Origin of the sequence: Clostridium sartagoforme (assembly GCF_039521405.1) — a bacterium.
GTDB lineage: Bacteria > Bacillota > Clostridia > Clostridiales > Clostridiaceae > Clostridium > Clostridium sartagoforme.
In genome coordinates this window covers 45,178-67,093 of sequence record NZ_BAAACH010000010.1, presented here as the reverse complement: position 1 = coordinate 67,093, position 21,916 = coordinate 45,178, and the positions used below count along the sequence as shown (strand labels likewise).

Here is a 21,916-nt window from a genome sequence, read left to right as displayed (position 1 = left end):
ATGAAAAGTAGAAGATTAAAAAATGTTATAGAAGAGTTAAAAAATAATAAAAGTGCAATGTTTTCATTATATTTTTTAATATTTATAGTACTTATTTCAACCCTTGCATTTTTAATACCTATAGATCCAGATGCAACAGATACAAGTAATATGCTTCAATCTCCTAGCTTGAAACACTTATTTGGTACAGATGAATTAGGGAGGGATTATTTGGTAAGAACTATATATGGAGGAAGAGTATCTCTAATAGTTGGAGTTCTTGCAATGCTTATATCTACAAGTATAGGGGTATCAGTTGGAACTATAAGTGGATATTTTGGAGGTAAAATAGATAGTGTTCTAATGAGGTTTGTTGATATAATATCATCTATTCCATGGATGATACTTGTGACAGTAATTAGCATATTTTTAAAACCAGGTCTTCAAGCAATAATAATTGTAATAGGATTCTTTTCTTGGATGGAAACAGCAAGATTAGTCCGTGCAGAAACACTTTCAATAAAGGAAAGAGAATATGTGCTTTATGCAATTTCTATTGGCGAATCCTCATCAAATATAATTTTTAGGCACATAATACCAAGTGTATTTCCTACTATCATTATTGCTTCAACTTCAAGTATTGCTGGTGCTATTATGACAGAATCTTCATTAAGCTTCTTAGGACTTGGAATTCAACAACCTATGTCTTCTTGGGGAAACTTACTTCAAAATGCTCAAACAAACTTACAAAGTGCTCCTTATATGGCTATATTACCGGGATTATTAATAATAGTTACAATATATTCATTTAATAAATTAGGTAATGTATTAAGAGTGTTTGTTGAACCTAAGGTTGCAGGAGGTGAAATATAATTATGAAAGAAAATACACTTCTAAGAGTTAATAACTTAAAAACAACATTTTATAGTAAAAATAAAAAAGTACAAGCTGTAAGAGGGGTAAGTCTGCAGGTTAATACTGGAGATATCCTTGGAATAGTTGGAGAATCTGGTAGTGGTAAGAGTGTTCTCATGAAATCAGTAATAAATATACTTCCAGAAAATGCAAAAATAGATTCTGGAAAAATTTATTTTGAAGGGAAAAATATTTTGAATTTATCCTCAAAAGAAATGCGAAAAATAAAAGGTAAAGAAATGGCAATGATATTCCAAGATCCCATGACTGCCTTAAATCCGTTGAAAAAAGTTGGGGATCATATTGTAGAAGTATTAGTTAGACATAAGGGAATGAATAAAAAAGAAGCCTATAAAAAAGCAGTAGATTTATTAAGCGACGTTGGTATACCTACGCCGGAAAAAAGAGTAAACCAATATCCTCATGAGTTTAGTGGTGGAATGAGACAAAGAGTACTTATAGCAATGGCTCTTGCATGTGGACCTAAGCTTTTAATTGCTGATGAACCTACTACAGCTCTTGATGTTACGATACAAGCACAAATACTAGAACTTTTAAAATCCCTTAAGGAAAAAAGTGGTATGTCTATTATTCTTATAACTCATGATCTTGGCGTAGTAGCTGGTACATGTAATAGAGTAAATGTAATGTATGGTGGATTAATAATGGAAGAAGGTCTTATAGATGAAATATTCTATAATCCTAAGCATCCATATACGAAGGCATTATTAAATTCGATACCTAAAGTTGAGGGAGAGGAAAAGAGAAGACTTGAGCCTATAAGTGGTTCTGCACCATCTCTTCTAAATCCTCCAAAAGGATGTCCTTTTGCTGAAAGATGTAAATTTGCACAAGAAATATGTTTTAAAGAAATGCCGGAATATAAAAGTTTTAGTGAAACACATAAAACGATGTGTTTCTTAGCTAAATAGAAATTAATTTTGAATATATATTCTAAGTAAGTTAATATAATTACTAAAAAATTATCTATTGATTATATATAAATTTGCTAATTGTTTATTTGAATATATAGTTATTAGGAGGTGAAAAGTTTGAATAACTCTGATGAAATATTAATAGAGATAAAAGATTTAAAAAAGTATTTTCCTATTAAAAATAACTTCATAGAAAATAAAAAGAAGGTTGTAAAAGCTGTAGATGGGGTTTCGCTTCAAATAAGAAAAGGAGAAACATTTGGCTTGGTTGGAGAATCAGGTTGTGGAAAATCTACTCTTGGAAGATCAATAACGAGACTTTATGATATAACTTCTGGTGATATATTCTTTCAAGGTGATAATATTGCTAAATTAAATAAAAAAGATATGAAGGCTTATTATAGAAAAATGCAAATTATTTTTCAGGATCCTTATTCATCATTAAATCCAAATATGAATGTTGAAGAATTAATTGATGAACCATTAGCACTATATACAAATCTTACAAAGAAGGAAAGAATTGAAAAGATACAACATCTGCTTGAAATGGTTGGGCTTAAAAAAGATGATATGGAGAAGTTCCCATATGAGTTTAGTGGAGGTCAGCGTCAAAGAATTGGAATTGCAAGAGCAATATCAATAGAACCTGAATTTATATTATGTGATGAACCAATTTCTGCATTAGATGTATCAATACAAGCTCAAGTAGTAAATATGTTAGAGGATTTACAAGAAAAATTGGGGTTAACATATCTTTTTGTTGCACATGACTTATCAATGGTAAGACATATTTCAGATAGAATAGGAGTAATGTATTTAGGAAAAATTGTTGAGATAGCTAAAAGTAATGATTTATATAACAAGCCACTTCATCCATATACAAAAGGCCTTTTATCAGCAATACCAGTTACGGATCCTAAAAAGGCGAGAGAAACTCAGATAGAAATTATTAAAGGTGATATACCAAGCCCCATTGATATTCCAACTGGTTGTAGATTTCATACTAGATGCCCTTATGCAACAGAAAAATGTAAAAGTATCGAACCTGAAATGAAAGAAGTAAATAGTGAACATTTTGTAGCATGTCACTTATATTAGAATATAGACTCCTAGCTAATTAAAACTGGGAGTCTATGGATTAATTTACAAAATATAAAAATATATTTTTTTATTAAACTATTGACATTCATTATATAAGCCTGTACACTATAAACATAAATTTAATAAATACCTCACTTTCATATGTGAGGTAGAGGCGCAAAATTTAACAGTCTTTAGTTGAACTAGAGAAAGTAATGATACTAAGGAGAAGGAAATTTTGCCGAAGCTTGTAATATATCTCAGTATTACTTGCTGGGTCTGTAGTTAAGAGCTACAGGACTGTCTTAATAAACTTTCCCGGTTTATTAAGTTGTGCTATCTCAAATGGGAAGATGAGGATTAGGTTATATATAAATTAGGCCTGAGCTTTGCTCAGTTATTTTTTTATAGGGACCTATCCAAAGATTTAAGATAGCACCAATCCAATCAAAGGGTTGGTTTTTTTATTATTAAAAAAGAGGAGAGGATTTACTATGAAGAAAAAACTATCATTATTAATTTCATTATCATTAGTAGCAATGCTATTATTAACAGGATGTGGCTCAGGAAATTCAAATAAAAAGGATGAAAATGTATTTAGAGTTGGGCTTGAAGCTGGATATCCCCCATTTAACTGGACACAAATGGATGATTCAAATGGAGGGGTAAAAATAGATGGAAGTGCAGAATATGCAGGTGGATATGACGTAGAAATTGCAAAGAAAATAGCTGAAGGATTAGGAAAAGAGCTAGTTATTGTTAAAACAGAATGGGATGGATTAGTACCAGCACTAACATCAGGAAAAATTGATGCAATAATTGCAGGTATGTCACCAACAGCAGAACGTAAGCAAACAATAGATTTTTCTAATAACTATTATAAATCACAATTAGTTATGGTTGTTAAAAATGGTGGTCAATATACTAATGCTAAAACATTAGCTGATTTTAACGGAGCAAAAGTTACAGGACAGTTAAACACATTTCACTATTCAGTAATAGAGCAAATTCAAGGTGTAAAAAAACTAGAAGCGATGGATAACTTTCCAGCTATGAGAGTTGCTCTTGAATCAGGGGTTATTGATGCATACGTATCTGAAAAACCAGAAGCTGTTAGTGCTCAAAATGCTAACTCAAACTTCAAGATGATTGAGCTTGAAGATGGATTTGTTACAAATCCAGAGGATACAGAGACAGCAGTAGGTATCAAAAAAGGCAGCGAGTTAACAGCAAAAATAAATGAAATTTTATCAGGTATTTCACAAGAAGAACAAACAGAAATAATGAGCAATGCTATTAAGAACCAACCTGCAGCTCAGTAGTTTTATTAGATATATATTAGGAGGATAATATGAGTATTGAATGGATAGTAAAAATACTTCAAAATAACTTGCCAATGTTTTTACGTGGAGCAGGTATGACACTTTTTATTTCTATAATTGGTACTTTAATTGGTACTTTAATTGGCTTATTAGTAGGGGTTATTAGAACTATTCCTGTGCCTGATAGAGGGCTAAAGAAAGTATTTCTTAAAATTGTTAATATAATTCTTTCTATGTATATAGAATTTTTTAGAGGCACACCTATGATAGTGCAAGCCATGGTAATTTATTATGGTTCAGCTCAATTTTTAGGAATAGATATAAATAAAATAGTTGCAGCATTATTTATAGTATCTATTAATACAGGTGCATATATGTCAGAAATAGTTAGAGGGGGTATTGTCTCAATAGATAAGGGGCAATTTGAAGCAGCACAAGCTATAGGGATGACTCATACACAGACAATGATTAATGTAGTTTTACCACAGGTAATTCGTAACATTTTACCAGCAACAGGTAATGAGTTTGTAATAAATATAAAGGATACATCAGTTTTAAATGTAATTTCTGTTTCAGAACTATTCTTCCAAACAAAATCAATTGCAGGAAATAATTTTAGATATTTTGAATCTTTCTTTGTTGCATGTATTGTGTATTTCATAATGACATATACAGTTACAAGAATTTTAAGAGCAATAGAAAGAAAAATAGATGGTCCAGAAAATTACATTATGGCTGGAAATCAAATGCAAGTAGAAAGACCAGAAGATATACTACAAAAAACTAAAGATGTAGTAGCTTAATGGAGGAAAAGTATGAAGAAAGTAATAGATATTCAACATTTAAATAAATCCTTTGGAACTCATGAAGTGTTAAAAGATATTGATTTTTCAGTAGATAAGGGAGAAGTTGTTTGCATAATAGGATCATCTGGATCTGGTAAGTCAACTTTGCTAAGATGTATAAATCTTTTGGAAAAACCAACTGGTGGAAAAATAATATACAATGGAGAAAATATTTTAGATGACGATCACAATATATATAAATACAGAACTAAGTTAGGTATGGTTTTTCAACAGTTTAATTTATTTAATAATCATAATGTGCTTAGTAATTGTGTTGTTGGACAAATGAAAGTATTAAATCGCTCAAGAGAAGAAGCAGAAAAAGTTGCAATGAAATACTTAGATATAGTTGGTATGAGTAACTATGTTAATGCTAAGCCTAAACAACTATCAGGAGGACAAAAGCAACGTGTTGCCATTGCAAGAGCATTATCGATGGAGCCAGATGTTATTCTTTTTGATGAACCAACATCAGCACTTGATCCAGAAATGGTAGGAGAAGTTTTAAAGGTCATGAAGGAGCTTGCAGAAAGTGGTCTTACAATGTTAGTTGTAACGCACGAAATGGGTTTTGCAAGAGAAGTTTCAGATAGAGTAGTATTTATGAACAATGGGGTTATTGAAGAAGAAGGAACTCCAGAGCAAATATTTAATAATCCAACAAAAGAACGAACACGTGAATTTTTAAAGCGTACATTAAAAGATATGTAAATACAAATTGCTACTGTCAAAATGAATTTGGGAGTAGTAATTTTTTTTATTTACTACTTGTATAGAAAGTAATAAAATATCAATTTGTGATAATGTTTTCATACACAATTTTAAAAGAATTAAGAATGGAAATTAAAAAATATAGAAAAAGGAAAAATAAATGTTTAAATTTGCATATTTATGACTAAATTTAGTGCTTGTTGATACGATAAATTAATATAAGGAAAGTATATTGTTTATAAAAATTTTCATGTAGGTTGGAGGGGGAAAAATGAAAAAAAGAAAAATTAAAGAACAAACTATAAAGCAAGCAATAGTAAGGCTTCTTATTATGACATCCATAATACCATTAGTAGCAATGGTATTATCTAACTTCTATTCTCTTAATAAAAATATTAATGGTGTTATAAATGCAACTATTGATAAAAGCATTGATGTAATATCTCAATCATTAGTAAATGAAAATAATAATAGCACTAAGAATATTGAATATTTAGCTGTTGATGCTAATGCAAGGGGACTGAAAGAGAATAAAAATAATGAAGTAGTTTGGCTTGAAAAGACATTACAGGCATATAAGGAAATAAATGAGGATGTAATTTCTGTGTATATGGGAAGTGAAGATGGGAAGTTTGTATTAGCACCATATGCCGACTTAGGTGACAATTTTGATTCTAGACAAAGAGATTGGTATAAGGAAGCAGTGAGTAATCCATCTAAAACTATAATGTCAGAACCTTATCAAGATATTGCAACTAAAAAAGTAGTGGTTACATATTCTAAAGCAGTATTAAATGATAAGGGGGAAATACAGGGAGTTGTAGGAATAGATAAGAATCTTGATGTTCTATCATTCATAGTTCAGAACCTTGAATTAGGAGATAAAGCTTTTGGTACTGTATTTAGTAAAAATGGAACAATTATTGCTAATAGAGATACAAACTTAATAGGGAAAGGAATTAGTGATTTTCCTTGGATAGAGAGTATAATAAAAGGCGAGGACAATGTAAGAATTACTACAGAAATAGATAATGTAAAATATTTAAGTTACAAAGTTGTAGAAAAAGAGAGTGGATTAATTGTTGCAGTATCTATTCCACAAAAAGATTTAATTACTTCATATATAAAAGAGCTGATGTTATCAGCATCAGTATTAATAATAATGATAATTATGGTGAGTATATCAGCTAAAATATTTACAAAAAGACTTACAAAGCCTATAAGGGAAGTTGTAGATTTATTAAATAAAATAAAAGATGGAGATTTTACAGGAAAAGTAGAAAGTAAATTTTATTATAATAGAGAAATTAACGCTATGATGGATAGCTTAAATGTATTAACTGAAGATATGGGAATACTTTTATCAGGAATACAAGAAGCATCTGAAAAGGTGAACTATGGATCAGAGACATTATTCGGAATAATTAAGGAGTCTAGTAATGTAGGCGAAGAAGTGGCAAAATCAATTCAACAAATAGCAGGGGGAGCTACGGATCAAGCTGCTGGCTTAGATTCGGGAGTTCGTGTAGTGGCTGTGTTAGAAGAAGAAGTTGACAAGTCTATATCAAGTTCTCAAAAGATGCTTAAAACATCAAAAGAAGTTAGATTGTCTTCATCAGAAGGAACAGTTGCCTTAGAGAATTTAACAGATACATATGAGAAGAATATAGAAGCTAGTAATAATATGGTATCTAAAGTGGATTTATTATCAAATAAATCAGAGGAAATAGGAATTATAGTTGATGCTATTAAATCAATTACAGAGCAAACTAATCTTTTAGCGTTAAATGCAAGCATAGAAGCAGCAAGAGCCGGTGAAGTTGGTAGAGGATTTGCCGTTGTTGCAGATGAAGTGAGAAAATTAGCAGAGCAATCAGCTAAATCAGCAACAGAAATTAATTATGTAATAGAAGAAGTAAAAGCAAGTATAAAAGAGCTTTATGAAGAAACATTAGTAACTAAAAAGCTTAATGAAGAAACAGAAGAAAGTTTAGAAATAACAAAAACTAAATTTGATGTAATAAGTAATATGATCAATGAGTTAGAAAGCAATATTAGTGAAGTTACATCATCATTAGATAAGATAACTGAAAGTAAAGATATTGTTGTGTCTAATATATCAGAGGTTGCAGCAGTATCACAAGAAACAGCTGCAATTACGGAAGAAGTAAGTGCTGCATCAGAGGAGCAATCTTCAGGGTTACAAGAAATGGCTGAACAAGCTGAAACACTGAAAAATTATTCAGAGATATTAAATAGATTAATTAAGAAGTTTAAAATTTAAATTGTAATATAGATAGTTTGGGTGATGGAACTAATAGCTTAGAAAAGACATATTATGAATAATGTAATAAGTAAATTTGGAGGATACATGAATTCATATAAAAGAAGTGGATTATGGAGAAATAATTTCTATAGAGATTTTCCACCCCAACATCAAGAGGTTCAACCTGGTATAGAAGCGATAATGGATCCAAGGCCAGTGTTTGATGACCCTGAGTATAGAGGCAGCGGAAAGTTAGAAGATAGAGTGGCTATAATAACAGGTGGAGATAGCGGAATTGGACGAGCTACTGCTGTTGCTTTTGCAAAAGAAGGAGCAAAGATAGTTATTGTATATTTATATGAAAGAGAAGATGCAGAAGAAACTAAAGGATATATAGAGGGCTATGGAAGTGAATGTCTATTAATAGAAGGGGATATTAGTGAAGAACATTTTAGTAAAAATATAGTGGAAAAGACTATAGAAAAGTTTGGTAAAATAGACATATTAGTTAATAATGCAGGAGTACAATTCCCACAAAAGAGTATAGAAAATATAACTTCGGAGCAGTTAGAGATAACATTTAAAGTAAATATTTTTGCTATGTTTTATCTAACAAAAGCAGTATTACCATATTTAAAAAGAGGAAGTTCTATTATAAACACTACATCAGTTACAGCTTATGAGGGACATGAGACCCTTATAGACTATTCAGCTACTAAGGGAGCAGTAACAACATTTACAAGGTCTTTATCACAATCATTAGTAGACAAGGGGATAAGGGTCAATGCAGTAGCACCGGGACCAATTTGGACACCTCTTATTGTATCTAGTTTTTCAGCAGAAGAAGTGGCTACTTTTGGGGAAGATACTCCAATGAAAAGAGCTGGGCAACCTTATGAGTTAGCTCCGGCATATGTATATTTAGCTTCTGATGATTCAAGTTATGTTACGGGGCAGATCATTCACGTAAATGGAGGAACCATGGTAGAAAGCTAAAGATTATCCTCAATACTAATTGCAAAGCAATTTTATAGTATAAAGACTCTAGTAAAACAAATAAAGGACAGTAGGAAACTTAAATTTGTAGGATAAAATAGAGTTAATGTAGATATAAAAAATGATGGAAAAGTTCTTAGGAAGTGTGATCCTTAATATAGTTTCATGTAATTGATATTTTAAATATTACTGGAAATTTGAGTTTCCAGTAATATTTTTTTACTCTTTAGGGAATTACAAAAAAAATATAATTTAGAAAATATTTCCTCAAACTTTTCGAGTGGACATATGTAAGCTGGCGTTGATTTGGAGCGAAGCGACGGAATAAGCAAATTTACATATGTTTAATTTTTGGTAAGTAAATACTAATAATGAATTATGAACAGTATAATGAAATATTTTGTTTGTAAAATTTACAAATTACTAGAAATAATTATATAATAAGATTTAGATTGGGGATGATAAGTTTTGACAAGTTCACCACACACAAAAAGATTATTAGCAAAATCATTAAAGAATTTAATGAAAACTATACCTTTACATAAAATATCAGTAAAGGATGTAGTTAATGAATGTAATTTAAATAGGCAAACTTTTTATTATCACTTCCACGATATATATGAGCTTGTAGAATGGATATATAGAACAGAGGCAATTGAAAGTATATCAGAATATAAAAGTTATAGTACTTGGCTTGATGGATTTTATAAAATATTTTTATACATAGAAGATAATAAAAAATTTTGTAATAATACATTAAATTCATTAAGTAGAACACATTTAGATATGTATCTTTTTTCAGTAATTAATGAATTGCTTATGGGAGTAATTAATGAAGTATCTAGCGGAATGACTATAAAAGTTGAAGATAAAAAATTTATGGCAGATTTTTATACGCATGCATTTGCAGGACTGGTAATACAGTGGATGAAAGATGGGATGATAGAAGATCCTAAAATATTAATAGATAAATTAAAGGAATTAATAGAAGGAAACTTTATGAGGGCATTAAAGAGATATGAAGAAATGGATTAACAATTTTTATATACTTATATTTTGTTTTTTAATATTTGGATTTACTTACTATTCTATAATAAATTTTACTAATAGAAATAATTTACAAATAGAAAATGGCTATTTAGACTTATCAGATGTTAATTTAGATAAAAATGTATTTTGCATAGAAGGAAATTGGGAGTTCTATTATGATAAACTTCTATACACAGAAGATTTTATTGATAATGTGGAAAATTATCCAAAGGAATATATAAGACTTCCTGGTAATTGGAATAGATATAAAGATAAAAACAATAACAAATTCCCTTCAGGGGGAAAAGCTACATATAGAATTAAGATAAAAGTTAATGAAAGCCAGCGAGACATTGGAATTAACATTAATAATATTTGGGGGAAGAGTAAAATTATAATAAAATCAGCAAGTGATTTCATAGAAGAACGTGATTTTTCTAATAGTGTTGTGAGAATGAAACTTTTTCATATAGATGAAAAAGAGTTCGAAATACTTATTCAACTAGAAAATTCTGACTCATTAAAAAGTGGGATATTAAAATCTATATATATAGGTAGTGAGAAAAGTATTACTAATTTTAGAGATAAATATATGCTGATAGATATAAGTTGTATAATTAGCTTAATTATGTTATCACTTTATTTCTTTACTAAGATATATCAAAAAAATGAGTTGGTTTTAAATTTATCCTTAGGGGTATATAGTATTAGCGCAGCATTATTTTTAGCAATGAATGATGAGATGCTAATAACCAAAATATTTACCAACTTATCTATGGAAAAAATATCTAATATAACTATGATTTTAGGAACTATTTCTACAATAGCCTTAATTATATATATAAATGAATATTACAAGATAGGTTTATCTAAAAAAGTAATAAAAAAAATTATATATATATATATTATAGGTTTAATTATTGTTTTTTCTTTACATATATTTAAAAAAATAGATTTTGGTAAGCTTCATGCTACTGTAGGAGTAATTATTATATTATTTTCTACTGGTATTATAATTAGAAATATAATAAATAAGATTGAAGGAACAAGATTTAATATATTAGCTCTTATAAGTATGCTTCTAATGATATTAGTAGGTATATATAATACATTTAGCTCGAAGCAAATAAATTTTTTATTCCCATTCTATGTAATTATATTTACTATAAGTCAAGCAATGTTATTATCATATAATTCTTTTAATTCGATGAAGGAAGTAGAGAAATTATCAAATGAATTAAAAATATTAGATAAGAGAAAAGATGATTTTCTAGAAACAATTTCTTATGAATTAAAGGTTCCATTAAAAGGGATATTAAATATAGCTAATTCACTTATAGATGGAGTTGCAGGAATATTAACAAGTGAGCAAGAAGAAAATATAGAGATGATATCTGTTACATCAAATAGGTTAAGTATATTAATAGAAGATATTTTAGATTATTACAAATTTACTAATGGATACATAAAAAATAAAAAGGAGATTGTTAATGTAAAAAGTATTCTTTTTCTAGTAATAAATATTATAGAGTATTCTTTTAAGGATCAGCCTATAATTATAGAAAATTCTATGTGTAATGAAACAATAATAGTTAGCGGAGATGAAAATAGGTTAAAACAGGTATTTTATAATTTAATAGATATAGTGTTAATATTTACAGAGAGAGGTTGCTTAAATGTAGATTTAAGAATTATAGATAATAATGCAGTTATAGCTATAAAAAATAAAGAGTTATATATAGAGGATAGAGAGTTTATAATTAATAGTATGAAAAATATAAACTGGAATAATAGGATATATAATGATAAAAAAAGATCTGATATAGGGTTATGGGTATCCAGTAGAATAATAGATCTTCATGAGGGGGAAATAAAATTTAGTTCTACAATTGAAGAAGGAACGGAATTTTTAGTCATTTTACCTGTTATTGATAATATAGATAAAATTAATGAGTATACAAATAGCTATATAGAAGAACGAATAGTAGTACAGAATGAGAATATAAATGTTAATAAACACACTAAACATTCAATACTACTTTTGGAAGCCAGTGAAATTAATAATAAGGTAATTAATAATTCTTTAAAAGAGGAAGGATACACTGTAAATAATATAAAATCCTCTGAAGAGTTAATGAATTTAATAGATAAAGGAATAAAAAATGATCTACTTATAATTAATTCATTTCAGCCCAATACCTCAGGATATAATTTGTTAAGATCAGTAAGAAATAAGTATGATTCTATAAGTCTACCTATACTTATGATAGTAGATAAAGCATATCCAGAAAATATATCCTTAGCACTTTATTTAGAAGCTACAGATGTACTTGTTGAACCGTATGATATAAGTGAACTTAAAGCAAGAGTTCATACATTAATACAGCTTAAAAATTCTATATCTGCTTTAATAGATTCGGAAATGGCATTTTTAAAGGCGCAAATAAAACCTCATTTTATCTTTAATGCATTAAGTGTTATATCATCATTAATAACAAGGAATCCAATTAGGGCTAAGGAATTACTTCTTGATTTTAGTGATTATTTAAGAAATAGTTTCGATTTTAGTGAAGGCGATAACTTAGTTACATTATCAAAGGAAATAGAGCTTACTAAGGCATACGTAGCAATAGAAAAAGAAAGATTTAAAAATAGACTTAAAATAAGTTTTTATATAGAAGCGGATATGAGTATAAAAATTCCTTCACTAATAATACAGCCAATTGTTGAAAATGCTATAAGGCATGGGGTATTAAATAAATTAGAAGGAGGTAATATAAATATAAGAATATATAAAAGCTTAGATAATTTGATTATTAATATAAAAGATGATGGGGTAGGTATATCAGAAGAAAAAGTGAAAAAAATAATAAGTGGGAAAGATGATAAAGCTGGAGTTGGAATAAAGAATATTAATAGTAGATTAATTAGAGCCTATGGCAAAGGATTATCAATGAAAAGTGCTATAGGGTATGGAACAGAAGTAGAAATAAAAATTCCAATTCGCTAAGAAACTTTTTATGAGAGGTGAAGAATGATAAGATCAATAATAATTGATGATGAGGAAAGTACTATTGAAGAAGTTAAGGAAATTATTGAAAGTTTTAAAAGCATAAAGGTTACATTTACAGCTAGTAATCCATTTAAGGCATTAGAGATAATCGAAAATAATGAGATACAAGTAGCTTTTTTAGATATAGATATGCCAGGGATGAATGGAATAACATTAGCAGAGAAGATAAGCAGTATAAGGCCTAATATGGAAATAGTCTTTATAACAGCATATAATCAATATGCGTTAGAGGCTTTTGAAGTTAATGCTATAGACTATATATTAAAACCAGTAAGAAAAGCACGTGTAGAAAAGTCTATAAATAAAATCCTCAAAGTAATAAATGAAAATTCAAAAGAAGAAAATAAAATGGTAAAAATAAAAACTTTTAATAAGTTTGAGGTTATAATAAATAATATCCCAATAAAGTGGAGAACTTTAAAGGATAAGGAACTGTTTGCATATTTAATTGAAAATATAAATAATCCCATTCATAAAGAAAAGATAATAGAAGATTTGTGGCAAGATATAGACATAAAGAATGCTTTAATATATCTACAAAGTTCGATTTATAGAATAAGAAAAATATTAAGTAGCATAGGATATAATGATTGTATAAAATATGCAAATAATTGTTATACAATGAATAAGATCAATTTAGATTGTGATATTTGGATATATAAAAAATACTTACATATTAGTTATGAAATATGTGAATCTAATATAAGTACTTATGAAAGTATATCTTATTTATATAAGGGGGATTATTTGGAAGAAGAAGGATATATATGGGCCATAAATACATTGGAAAATATTAAGAATAAATATTTAGAATTACTTAGGCGATTAGGTGAATATTATATAAGTATAGAAAATTATAATAAAGCTATTGGGCATTTGGAGAAAATAATTGAAGTTGATCCATATTTTGATTCAGGAGTTAAGCTTTTATTCAAATTATATTATTATAAAAGTGATGTACATAATTTAAATAAACAATTTTTAAAAGCCAATAAAGTAGCTGAAGAAAAATATGGACTTGATTTAAATAAAAATTTAATAGATTATTACAATCAACTTAAAGAAAAGCTCTAATTTGGAGCTTTTTTTATTTTATAAGTATTTAATAATAATTACTATTAATAGATATAAAATGTTTAGAATTTGTTTAGAGCAATAATATAATATATAAAGGTATAAAAATTTAATAAAGAAGGAGGAGGAAAAATGAGAGGAAATAAAAAAAAGAGAAAAAGCATAGCATTAATATTAGCAACATTATTTATTAGTAATCTAATTGATGTTGGAAATATTGTTAAAGCAGAAGATAACAATGTAAATATTTCTTTAAAGCCTCAATATAATGCGGATATAGTTCTTACTGTTGAAGATTCAAATGTAGATCCATCGAATTTTGAAAAGGATTTGAAAAGCAAGTTACAAGAATTTGGAGTAAATGATTCAAGAATCAAAATAACAGGATTAAGCGCAAAAGAAGTAAGTGCAGAAGATACCTTTGCCTGGAAGATATATGATCATAAAGGGAATTGGGGAGAAGACAATTATCCAAATGGAGATGGACAATTAAATCCAGCTAATAATCAGCATATTATAGTAAAAAATTCAGGCAAAAACATAACATTTTATGGATATGGTAAACCATCCTATAAGGATTTTATGTTTATGGAGAATAATTCTACTTCAAAGAAAACATTCGATTTTGAAATTAATGAAAGTGGGATAAGCTATCATAGTATGGAAGGTGGGGGATTTTTATTTAATTCTAAAATTGAAAATAATCTCCTAAGTGGATATTGCATATTATTCGAAGAAAGTGGAGTATCACTTTACAAGATTAATTCAATAAATGTTGATAATTTTCATAATTTTGATGGGTATGTACCACTATCAAGTTATCCAGGAATAACATTAGTTAAAAGATATCAAAAAGATTCTTCAAAAAATCATACTATAAAGATAGAGGTTGACGAAAATTCTATTAGCATGTGGGATAATGGAAATAAGACTATAAACTCAGAAAAGTTAGATTCCAAGTTTGGAAATAGCTTTGGACCAATAGCTAGTTACACAAAGCATAGTTGTAATGAGTTATCTTATTTCTCATTTAATAATTTATCAATGAAAACTACTAATGTTGTTAAATTTAAGGATTTATTAAGACAGCCTAAATGGGATTTAAATTCAAAAAGATTTGTTGTTAACTTAAATGATACTTCTGATGAAGATTTTCTTAATGCAAATACATATTCAGAAATTCAATCAAGGATAATCAGCGAAAATATACATTATCTAGGATGGGGAACAAATGCTAATAAATCTGAAGCAGATGATTTAATAGCTAAGAATGATGGACATGGGCTTTATGTTGATAATTCAGATTATGCAGCATCAATAAATAAGATAGCAAAGTATATTTATGATAACTTAAAGCAAGAAAGTTCAGGAGAAACTAAGGTATTAGTTGGACAACCTATGGATGTAGCTGTAAATCCAGAAAGTCTAAAGCAGAATACTGCAGATGATCAATATCCTTATGGTGGCTGGAAGCTAAATCATAATGAAGAATATTATGAAAATAATATGGGTAAAGCAACATTTGATGGGCAGTATATGGATAACCTAGATATGATATTTGAAAAGGTTGGTGAATACGATATAACCTTTAAGGATAATATAGTTAGTCCAAATAAAGTATATGCTCACAGAAGACCTATAGCAAATTTTGATGCTAATATAGCGAATTCAAATGGCACTTATACCGTATCAATTAATGAAAGCTCTTATGATGAAGATGCTAAGGGTCAAGAAGATAGGGGCATAAAGGAAAAGATATGGAGATGGAGAGAAGCTTCATCAAGTACTTGGATTAATGGACAAATTGATCAAAATTTAGAGGCTGATAAACAATATTTAGTTGAACTTACAGTTAAGGATTATGATGATGCCTTAAGCATCCCTTTAGTTAAATATATTTCAACTAAAACTGATAATACAGAAAAACCATTAGCTAACTTTATACTAACACCATCAATATTCTATAAGCCTTTAATGAAGGATATAACTATAGTAGATAATAGTTATGATCCTCAGGGCAAGACAATAACTGATAGATTATGGACTGTAGAGAAAGATGGAAAAGTAGTATATTCAGGAGCAACTCCAATGCTTGATTTTTCTGCTAAAGAAGAAGGACAGTACACAGTTTCATTAAAAGTGAAGACCACAATTTGGTCAGAAAGTTTTTCAAGAACTTTTACTGTGAAAGATGTACAAGGTCAAGTAAATGAAGCAAGTGGAGATGTATCTATAATATATGCTCAAGGAGATAATGCAGATAGTGTTACTAAAAACTTAGGATTACCTACTACGGGAACTAATAATACTCTAGTTAGATGGAAATCAAGTGATACATTAATAACACAGGCTGGAAAAGTTTCAAGACCAGCATTCCTATCTGGAGATAAAACAGTAACCTTAACTGCGACCTTATATAATAATGGAGTGACTTCAACAAAAACATTTAATGTTAAAGTTAAAGCATTGCCAAATAATGCTCCTATAATAAAAGATTTTGAGAAAATTGGATATATAAATCAAACTGTACAATTTGAAGAGGATAATTTTACATCTAACTATAGCGATATTGAGAATAGTGATGAAGTATCAATAAAAATTATTTCATTACCTTCAAATGGGAAACTTCTTAACAATGAAGTAGATGTTAAAGTAAATGATATAATTTTAATTTCCGACATTTCAAAAATTACATTTATTCCAACAAAAGATTTTGTGGGAATTTCAACATTGATTTATCAAGGATTTGATGGGTATGATTATTCAGAAAATACTAAAATGACTATAAATATTAAAGATAATATTCCACCAGTTGCAACATCAGTATCTATAGAATCAAGCAATAGTAATAAAAGTTATGCTAAGGCAGGAGATACTATTAAGATTAGATTTACATCAAGTAAGGTATTATCTGAAACACCTAAAGTAAATATTTTAGGCAATGAAATAATAGCAACTAGCACTTCGGAAAAATCATATGAGGTAGTTTATACTATCAAAACAGAAGATACACAAGGAATAATTAACTTTAATATAAGCAAGTTAAAAGATAATTATGGAAATGAATCTGAAAATATAAGCAATACTACAGACAATAGCTATGTTATATTAGATACAATTGCACCAGTTATAGATGGAGCAATTGAAGGAAGAAGTTATAAACCAGGGGTTATAATAACTTCAAATGAAGGAAGGTTAACACTAAATAATTCATCGTTTGTCTCAGGAAGTAAGATAGATGAAGATGGAATATATACTGCTATTGCTGTAGATGCAGCGGGTAATTCTAGTCAATTAAGCTTTGAAGTAGATGGGGTTCCACCAGTAATATCAAATGTGGAAGACAACACTAATTATAATGTTTCTGTGAATCCTATATTTAATGAAGGTACAGCATTGTTAAATGGTAAAGAATTTATATCAGGAGCACAAGTGTATAAAGAAGGAACTTATAACTTAGTAGTAACAGATAGAGCAGGAAATGTTTCAACAGTTACATTTGCTATTGATAAAACACCACCTGTAATTCAAGATGTACTTGAAGGTGGACAATATAATAAAGATGTGAATCCTACATTTAATGAAGGAACAGCAACATTAAATGGAAAACCATATAATAGTGGGACTTCTATAACTAATGAAGGTACTCACACTATAGTGGTTATAGATAAAGCTGGAAATAAATCAGAGGTAACATTTATTATAGATAAAACTGCACCTATAATTACAGGGGCAGAAGATGGGAAATACTATAATAATGATAGAAGGGTTGAATTTAATGAAGGAGTGGCACTATTAGATGAAAGAGAATTTACTAGTGGTACTACTATAAAAGACGAGGGAGAACACCTATTAACTGTAGTAGATGCAGCAGGTAATCAATCAAGTATTAAATTTGTAATAGACAAAACTAATCCAGAAATATATGGAGTAGAAAATGAAGTTAGTTACAAAGATAAAGTAGTTATAACATTTAATGAAGGAGAAGCTTTATTAAACGGTAGTAAATTCAATAATGGTGCTGAAGTTATTGAAGAAGGTACTTACACTATAGTTGTTACTGATAAGGCAGGGAATTCTACTACAAAAACTTTTGTAATAGATAAAACAAAACCAGTTGTTACTAAGATTAAAGATGGTGAAACATATAAGGAAGATATGACCCCAGAATTTAATGAAGGAATAGCAACATTAAATGGAAAACCATATACACCAGGAACTAAGATAGATAAAGATGGAGAGTATACTTTAGTAGTAACTGATAATGCAGGAAATGAAACCGTAGTTAAATTTACAATTGATAAATCGATGCCATTAACTTTAAATATTAATGGTAAGGTTTATTCCTCTAAGGGTGTTGTAGAAAATGCTAAAATAATTCTTGTTGATGTAGATGGAAGAATAGTTGATACTACAACTTCATCTAAGGATGGAAGCTATAGCTTTAAAAATGAAAAAGTAGGACTTTATAAGGTAGTAGCTAATAAAGAGGGAACAGAGCAAAGTGTAGATGTAAATTTACAACCATCTAAACCAACAGATAAGGAAAAAGTAGTAGATATATATCTATCAAAATATAGAGTTATAATAACTGCTGATCCAAATTCAATAGTTGGAGATGGAGAAGATAAAACAACGTTAAAAGTTACAGTTTTAGATGAAAATAACAATCCAGTACCACAGAAGAGTGTAACAGTAGAAGTTTCAAATGGATCACTATTAAATGGAGATACAGTTGTGACAGATAAAGATGGAAATGCTTTATTTACATTACAATCATCTAAAGTAACTGGGGATGACATGGTTACAGTAACAGTTTCAGCTAAAGTAAATGGGTTAGATGTTCCGGTAGAAAACAATGCAGTACTTCATTTTGCACCAGGAAGCATAAAAGGGGTAGTTGTTGATAATAATACAGGATTACCTATTTCAGATGCAGTAGTAGAAGTATCAAAAGATTTTGATAACAATGGAATACCAGAATTCTATGCTAAGGTAACTACAAAAGCAGATGGTAAATATAAGATTGCTATACCAAAGGGAAATGTAGTATATGATGTTAAGATAACAAAACCTATTAAGATAGGTAATCAAACAAAAATGATAACATTCCATCAAAAGACCAATGCTGGAGCAGTTACATCAGAAGGAAAAGAAAATTATAACGCATCAAATACTGTTACAGGACTTCTTTTATTAAAAGATCCAAATGGTGATATTAAATCAATTAATAATTATTCAAACTATAAAGTAATGATAGTAGATGAAAATGGAAACTCAGTTAGTGGAATCACTGAGGAAGTAAATCTAAACGATGAAGTTAATGATGGAATATTTAACTTCAGTGGATTAGAGAAGAATAAAGTATATTATGCAAATGTATATTATAATTTAGCAAATGGATTAAAGATAAAAGTTGGTTCTTCAAAAATAAAAGTTAATAATGATGGAGAGATAAATATAGCAACTTGTTTAATAGATCCATATGGAGATATTACAGATAAAGAAACAGGAAAATTAATAGCCGGAGCGCATGTTAAGTTATACTATGCGAATACAGAAAGAAACAAGGAAAAGGGGATAAAACCAGATACATTAGTAGAATTACCAACTGTTAATGATTTCCCACCAGCTGATAATTTAAATCCTCAATTTAGTGATATTAATGGTAAATATGCTTGGATGGTATTCCCTTACACAGATTATTATATAGTAGCTACAGCGGATGGTTATGAAAAATATGTAAGTGGTACTATTTCAGTAGAAGAAGAAATTGTTAGACATGATATACAAATGACACCAATAAAAGCAACTGATAACATTGATAATAATACAGATAAGGGGAACGTAGAAAATACTAAGTATGATAGCCTAGTAAACACTGGTTCATCTTTTGATAGTAAGCTATTAATAGTTTTAGGTGCTATGATGATAGCATCAGGTATATTTGTATATAGAAGAAAATCAATTATTAAGTAATTCTTATAAAATTTAGAAATCTAAAAAATAAAAATCTACTTTTGAAAATCTTAATTAATATAAAAATTAAGCGATCTATCCTTATGGATAGGTCGTTTAATTTTTTACTCTAAATACTCTGCAATAATTGGTTTCTAAATTATATAATAATAGGAAACAAAAAATAGAATAATGAATATTATAGAAAGATTAAATGATATATGATTTAAATTTCTCTATTTAATCTAAATAGTCTATAACTACTAACTTTAAGGTGTAATTAGGATATAAGTTACTAACTGAAATATATAGGAGAATGTATGTTTATAAAGTTTGAGAATATTAATAATAAGAAGCTTATAGATGTTAGAACAAAATCAGAATTTTTAAATATGAATATGACAGAATATAATATTCCAGTAATAGATGAAGAGCAGCACAACATGATAAAGCGATTTTATCCATTTGCTATTTTTATAATAATAAAAAGCATAATAAAAAATAGAGAAATAATAAGAAAAAGGTTGTTAGAAATATCAAATAACAAAAGAGAAGAAGTTATAATAGCTTGTTCAAGAGGGCGATTAAGAAGTCCAATAACTTATATATATGCAAGGTTTATAGGAATAAGATGTAGAATTCTATGGGGAGGATTAAAGCAAAGATATTTATTAAAAAAGGATATTAATTAGTTAAAGTAATTTTATTTAATATCCTTTTTTATTTAAATATATGTTATAAAAATAACTATTATGGACAAGATTTAGTAAAAGGTTTACAATTATAATGAAATATTAATATAACGATAATGAAATAGAATGATTTTTTATTTCAATATACGAAATTATGTATATTAAAACTACAAATAAGCAAGAATGTTTTCTTAAATTTATATAGAAGACTTTAAAACATAATAAATCAGGGGAGATGATTTTATGAATACTATAGTTTGTATTAAACAGGTACCAGGGACCTCAAAGGTTGAAGTAGATGAAAAAACAGGAGTTCTAAAAAGAGATGGAATAGATACAAAAATGAATCCATATGATCTTTATGCACTAGAAACTGCCTTTAAAATTAAAGAAGAAAAGGGTGGGAATATAAGTGTAATAAGCATGGGGCCACCTCAAGCTATGGAAGTAATAAGAGAAGCATTTTCAATGGGAGCTGACAGTGGTGTATTAATATCAGATAGAAAGTTTGCTGGAGCAGATGTTTTAGCAACATCATATACAATATCACAAGGAATAAGAAAAACTGGGGATTTTGATTTAATTATTTGTGGTAAACAAACAACTGATGGAGATACAGCTCAAGTAGGTCCAGAAATGGCTGAATATTTAGGAATTCCGCATGTAGCAAATGTTAGAAGCATATTAAAGATAGAAGACGATTATATAACAGTAGAAATGGACATGCCGAATACTGTAGAGGTTGTAGATGTTAAATATCCTTGTTTATTAACTGTAGAAAAGGATATATTTGAACCAAGATTACCCTCATATAAGAAAAAAATAGAATCAAAAGATAGAGAAATTAAAGTAATATCATTGAAAGATTTTGAAGATAAAGATGAAAATAAATATGGTTTAAATGGATCACCAACTCAAGTTGAAAGAATATTTCCTCCTGAATCTAATTCTAGTCATGAAAAGTGGAATGGAGATTCAGACGAAATAAGCAAAAATATATTTAATAAGCTAAAAGAATTAAAGTTTGTTTAGGAGGAAAAT

14 protein-coding genes and 1 riboswitch are annotated in these 21,916 nt (G+C 28.6%); all 14 genes read left to right on the top strand.

Annotated elements, in window-relative coordinates; genetic code table 11:
• Positions 1-852 carry an ABC transporter permease gene (locus ABDZ60_RS03535; protein WP_343776075.1) on the top strand — a complete coding sequence of 284 codons (852 nt, stop codon included), beginning with the start codon at positions 1-3 and terminating at the stop codon, positions 850-852.
• Positions 853-854: 2 nt separating this feature from the next.
• Positions 855-1,826 (top strand): ABC transporter ATP-binding protein, encoded by a 972-nt coding sequence (locus tag ABDZ60_RS03530; protein ID WP_343776073.1) that lies wholly within the window; start codon positions 855-857, stop codon positions 1,824-1,826.
• Between the two features lie 120 nt (positions 1,827-1,946).
• A complete protein-coding gene (locus ABDZ60_RS03525; protein ID WP_343776071.1) occupies positions 1,947-2,927 on the top strand; it encodes an ABC transporter ATP-binding protein in 981 nt (326 codons plus the stop codon).
• Between the two features lie 144 nt (positions 2,928-3,071).
• Positions 3,072-3,256, top strand: a riboswitch (Lysine riboswitch).
• A gap of 147 nt (positions 3,257-3,403) precedes the next feature.
• A complete protein-coding gene (locus ABDZ60_RS03520; protein ID WP_343776069.1) occupies positions 3,404-4,231 on the top strand; it encodes a transporter substrate-binding domain-containing protein in 828 nt (275 codons plus the stop codon).
• Between the two features lie 29 nt (positions 4,232-4,260).
• Complete coding sequence (locus ABDZ60_RS03515) at positions 4,261-5,034, top strand: amino acid ABC transporter permease (RefSeq protein ID WP_343776067.1); 774 nt, start codon at positions 4,261-4,263, stop codon at positions 5,032-5,034.
• A 12-nt stretch (positions 5,035-5,046) separates the two neighbouring features.
• Positions 5,047-5,787, top strand: a complete 741-nt coding sequence (locus ABDZ60_RS03510; protein ID WP_016208108.1) for an amino acid ABC transporter ATP-binding protein — start codon at positions 5,047-5,049, stop codon at positions 5,785-5,787.
• Positions 5,788-6,058: 271 nt separating this feature from the next.
• Positions 6,059-8,071 carry a methyl-accepting chemotaxis protein gene (locus ABDZ60_RS03505; protein WP_343776064.1) on the top strand — a complete coding sequence of 671 codons (2,013 nt, stop codon included), beginning with the start codon at positions 6,059-6,061 and terminating at the stop codon, positions 8,069-8,071.
• Positions 8,072-8,158: 87 nt separating this feature from the next.
• Positions 8,159-9,049: an SDR family oxidoreductase gene (locus ABDZ60_RS03500; RefSeq protein ID WP_047000390.1), complete on the top strand. Its 891-nt coding sequence runs from the start codon at positions 8,159-8,161 to the stop codon at positions 9,047-9,049.
• Between the two features lie 468 nt (positions 9,050-9,517).
• Positions 9,518-10,084 (top strand): dihydroxyacetone kinase transcriptional activator DhaS, encoded by a 567-nt coding sequence (gene dhaS, locus ABDZ60_RS03495; protein ID WP_343776062.1) that lies wholly within the window; start codon positions 9,518-9,520, stop codon positions 10,082-10,084.
• Positions 10,068-13,088 carry a histidine kinase gene (locus tag ABDZ60_RS03490; RefSeq protein ID WP_343776060.1) on the top strand — a complete coding sequence of 1,007 codons (3,021 nt, stop codon included), beginning with the start codon at positions 10,068-10,070 and terminating at the stop codon, positions 13,086-13,088. Before dhaS ends, ABDZ60_RS03490 begins: the two co-directional genes overlap by 17 nt.
• A gap of 24 nt (positions 13,089-13,112) precedes the next feature.
• Positions 13,113-14,225, top strand: coding sequence for a response regulator (locus ABDZ60_RS03485; RefSeq protein WP_343776058.1), 1,113 nt, complete (start codon positions 13,113-13,115; stop codon positions 14,223-14,225).
• Between the two features lie 132 nt (positions 14,226-14,357).
• Positions 14,358-20,204, top strand: coding sequence for an immunoglobulin-like domain-containing protein (locus ABDZ60_RS03480; protein WP_343776056.1), 5,847 nt, complete (start codon positions 14,358-14,360; stop codon positions 20,202-20,204).
• A gap of 299 nt (positions 20,205-20,503) precedes the next feature.
• Positions 20,504-20,875: a rhodanese-like domain-containing protein gene (locus ABDZ60_RS03475; RefSeq protein WP_016208098.1), complete on the top strand. Its 372-nt coding sequence runs from the start codon at positions 20,504-20,506 to the stop codon at positions 20,873-20,875.
• 243 nt (positions 20,876-21,118) lie between these two features.
• Positions 21,119-21,907, top strand: a complete 789-nt coding sequence (locus ABDZ60_RS03470) for an electron transfer flavoprotein subunit beta/FixA family protein (RefSeq protein ID WP_016208097.1) — start codon at positions 21,119-21,121, stop codon at positions 21,905-21,907.
• Positions 21,908-21,916: the final 9 nt, after the last annotated feature.

What these genes read in the sequence shown, in the direction of transcription:
- ABDZ60_RS03535 (WP_343776075.1), top strand. Translation starts at nt 1, where the DNA reads ATGAAAAGTAGAAGATTAAAAAATGTTATAGAAGAGTTAAAAAATAAT.
- ABDZ60_RS03530 (WP_343776073.1), top strand. Translation starts at nt 855, where the DNA reads ATGAAAGAAAATACACTTCTAAGAGTTAATAACTTAAAAACAACATTT.
- ABDZ60_RS03520 (WP_343776069.1), top strand. Translation starts at nt 3,404, where the DNA reads ATGAAGAAAAAACTATCATTATTAATTTCATTATCATTAGTAGCAATG.
- ABDZ60_RS03515 (WP_343776067.1), top strand. Translation starts at nt 4,261, where the DNA reads ATGAGTATTGAATGGATAGTAAAAATACTTCAAAATAACTTGCCAATG.
- ABDZ60_RS03510 (WP_016208108.1), top strand. Translation starts at nt 5,047, where the DNA reads ATGAAGAAAGTAATAGATATTCAACATTTAAATAAATCCTTTGGAACT.
- ABDZ60_RS03505 (WP_343776064.1), top strand. Translation starts at nt 6,059, where the DNA reads ATGAAAAAAAGAAAAATTAAAGAACAAACTATAAAGCAAGCAATAGTA.
- ABDZ60_RS03500 (WP_047000390.1), top strand. Translation starts at nt 8,159, where the DNA reads ATGAATTCATATAAAAGAAGTGGATTATGGAGAAATAATTTCTATAGA.
- ABDZ60_RS03490 (WP_343776060.1), top strand. Translation starts at nt 10,068, where the DNA reads ATGAAGAAATGGATTAACAATTTTTATATACTTATATTTTGTTTTTTA.
- ABDZ60_RS03485 (WP_343776058.1), top strand. Translation starts at nt 13,113, where the DNA reads ATGATAAGATCAATAATAATTGATGATGAGGAAAGTACTATTGAAGAA.
- ABDZ60_RS03480 (WP_343776056.1), top strand. Translation starts at nt 14,358, where the DNA reads ATGAGAGGAAATAAAAAAAAGAGAAAAAGCATAGCATTAATATTAGCA.
- ABDZ60_RS03475 (WP_016208098.1), top strand. Translation starts at nt 20,504, where the DNA reads ATGTTTATAAAGTTTGAGAATATTAATAATAAGAAGCTTATAGATGTT.
- ABDZ60_RS03470 (WP_016208097.1), top strand. Translation starts at nt 21,119, where the DNA reads ATGAATACTATAGTTTGTATTAAACAGGTACCAGGGACCTCAAAGGTT.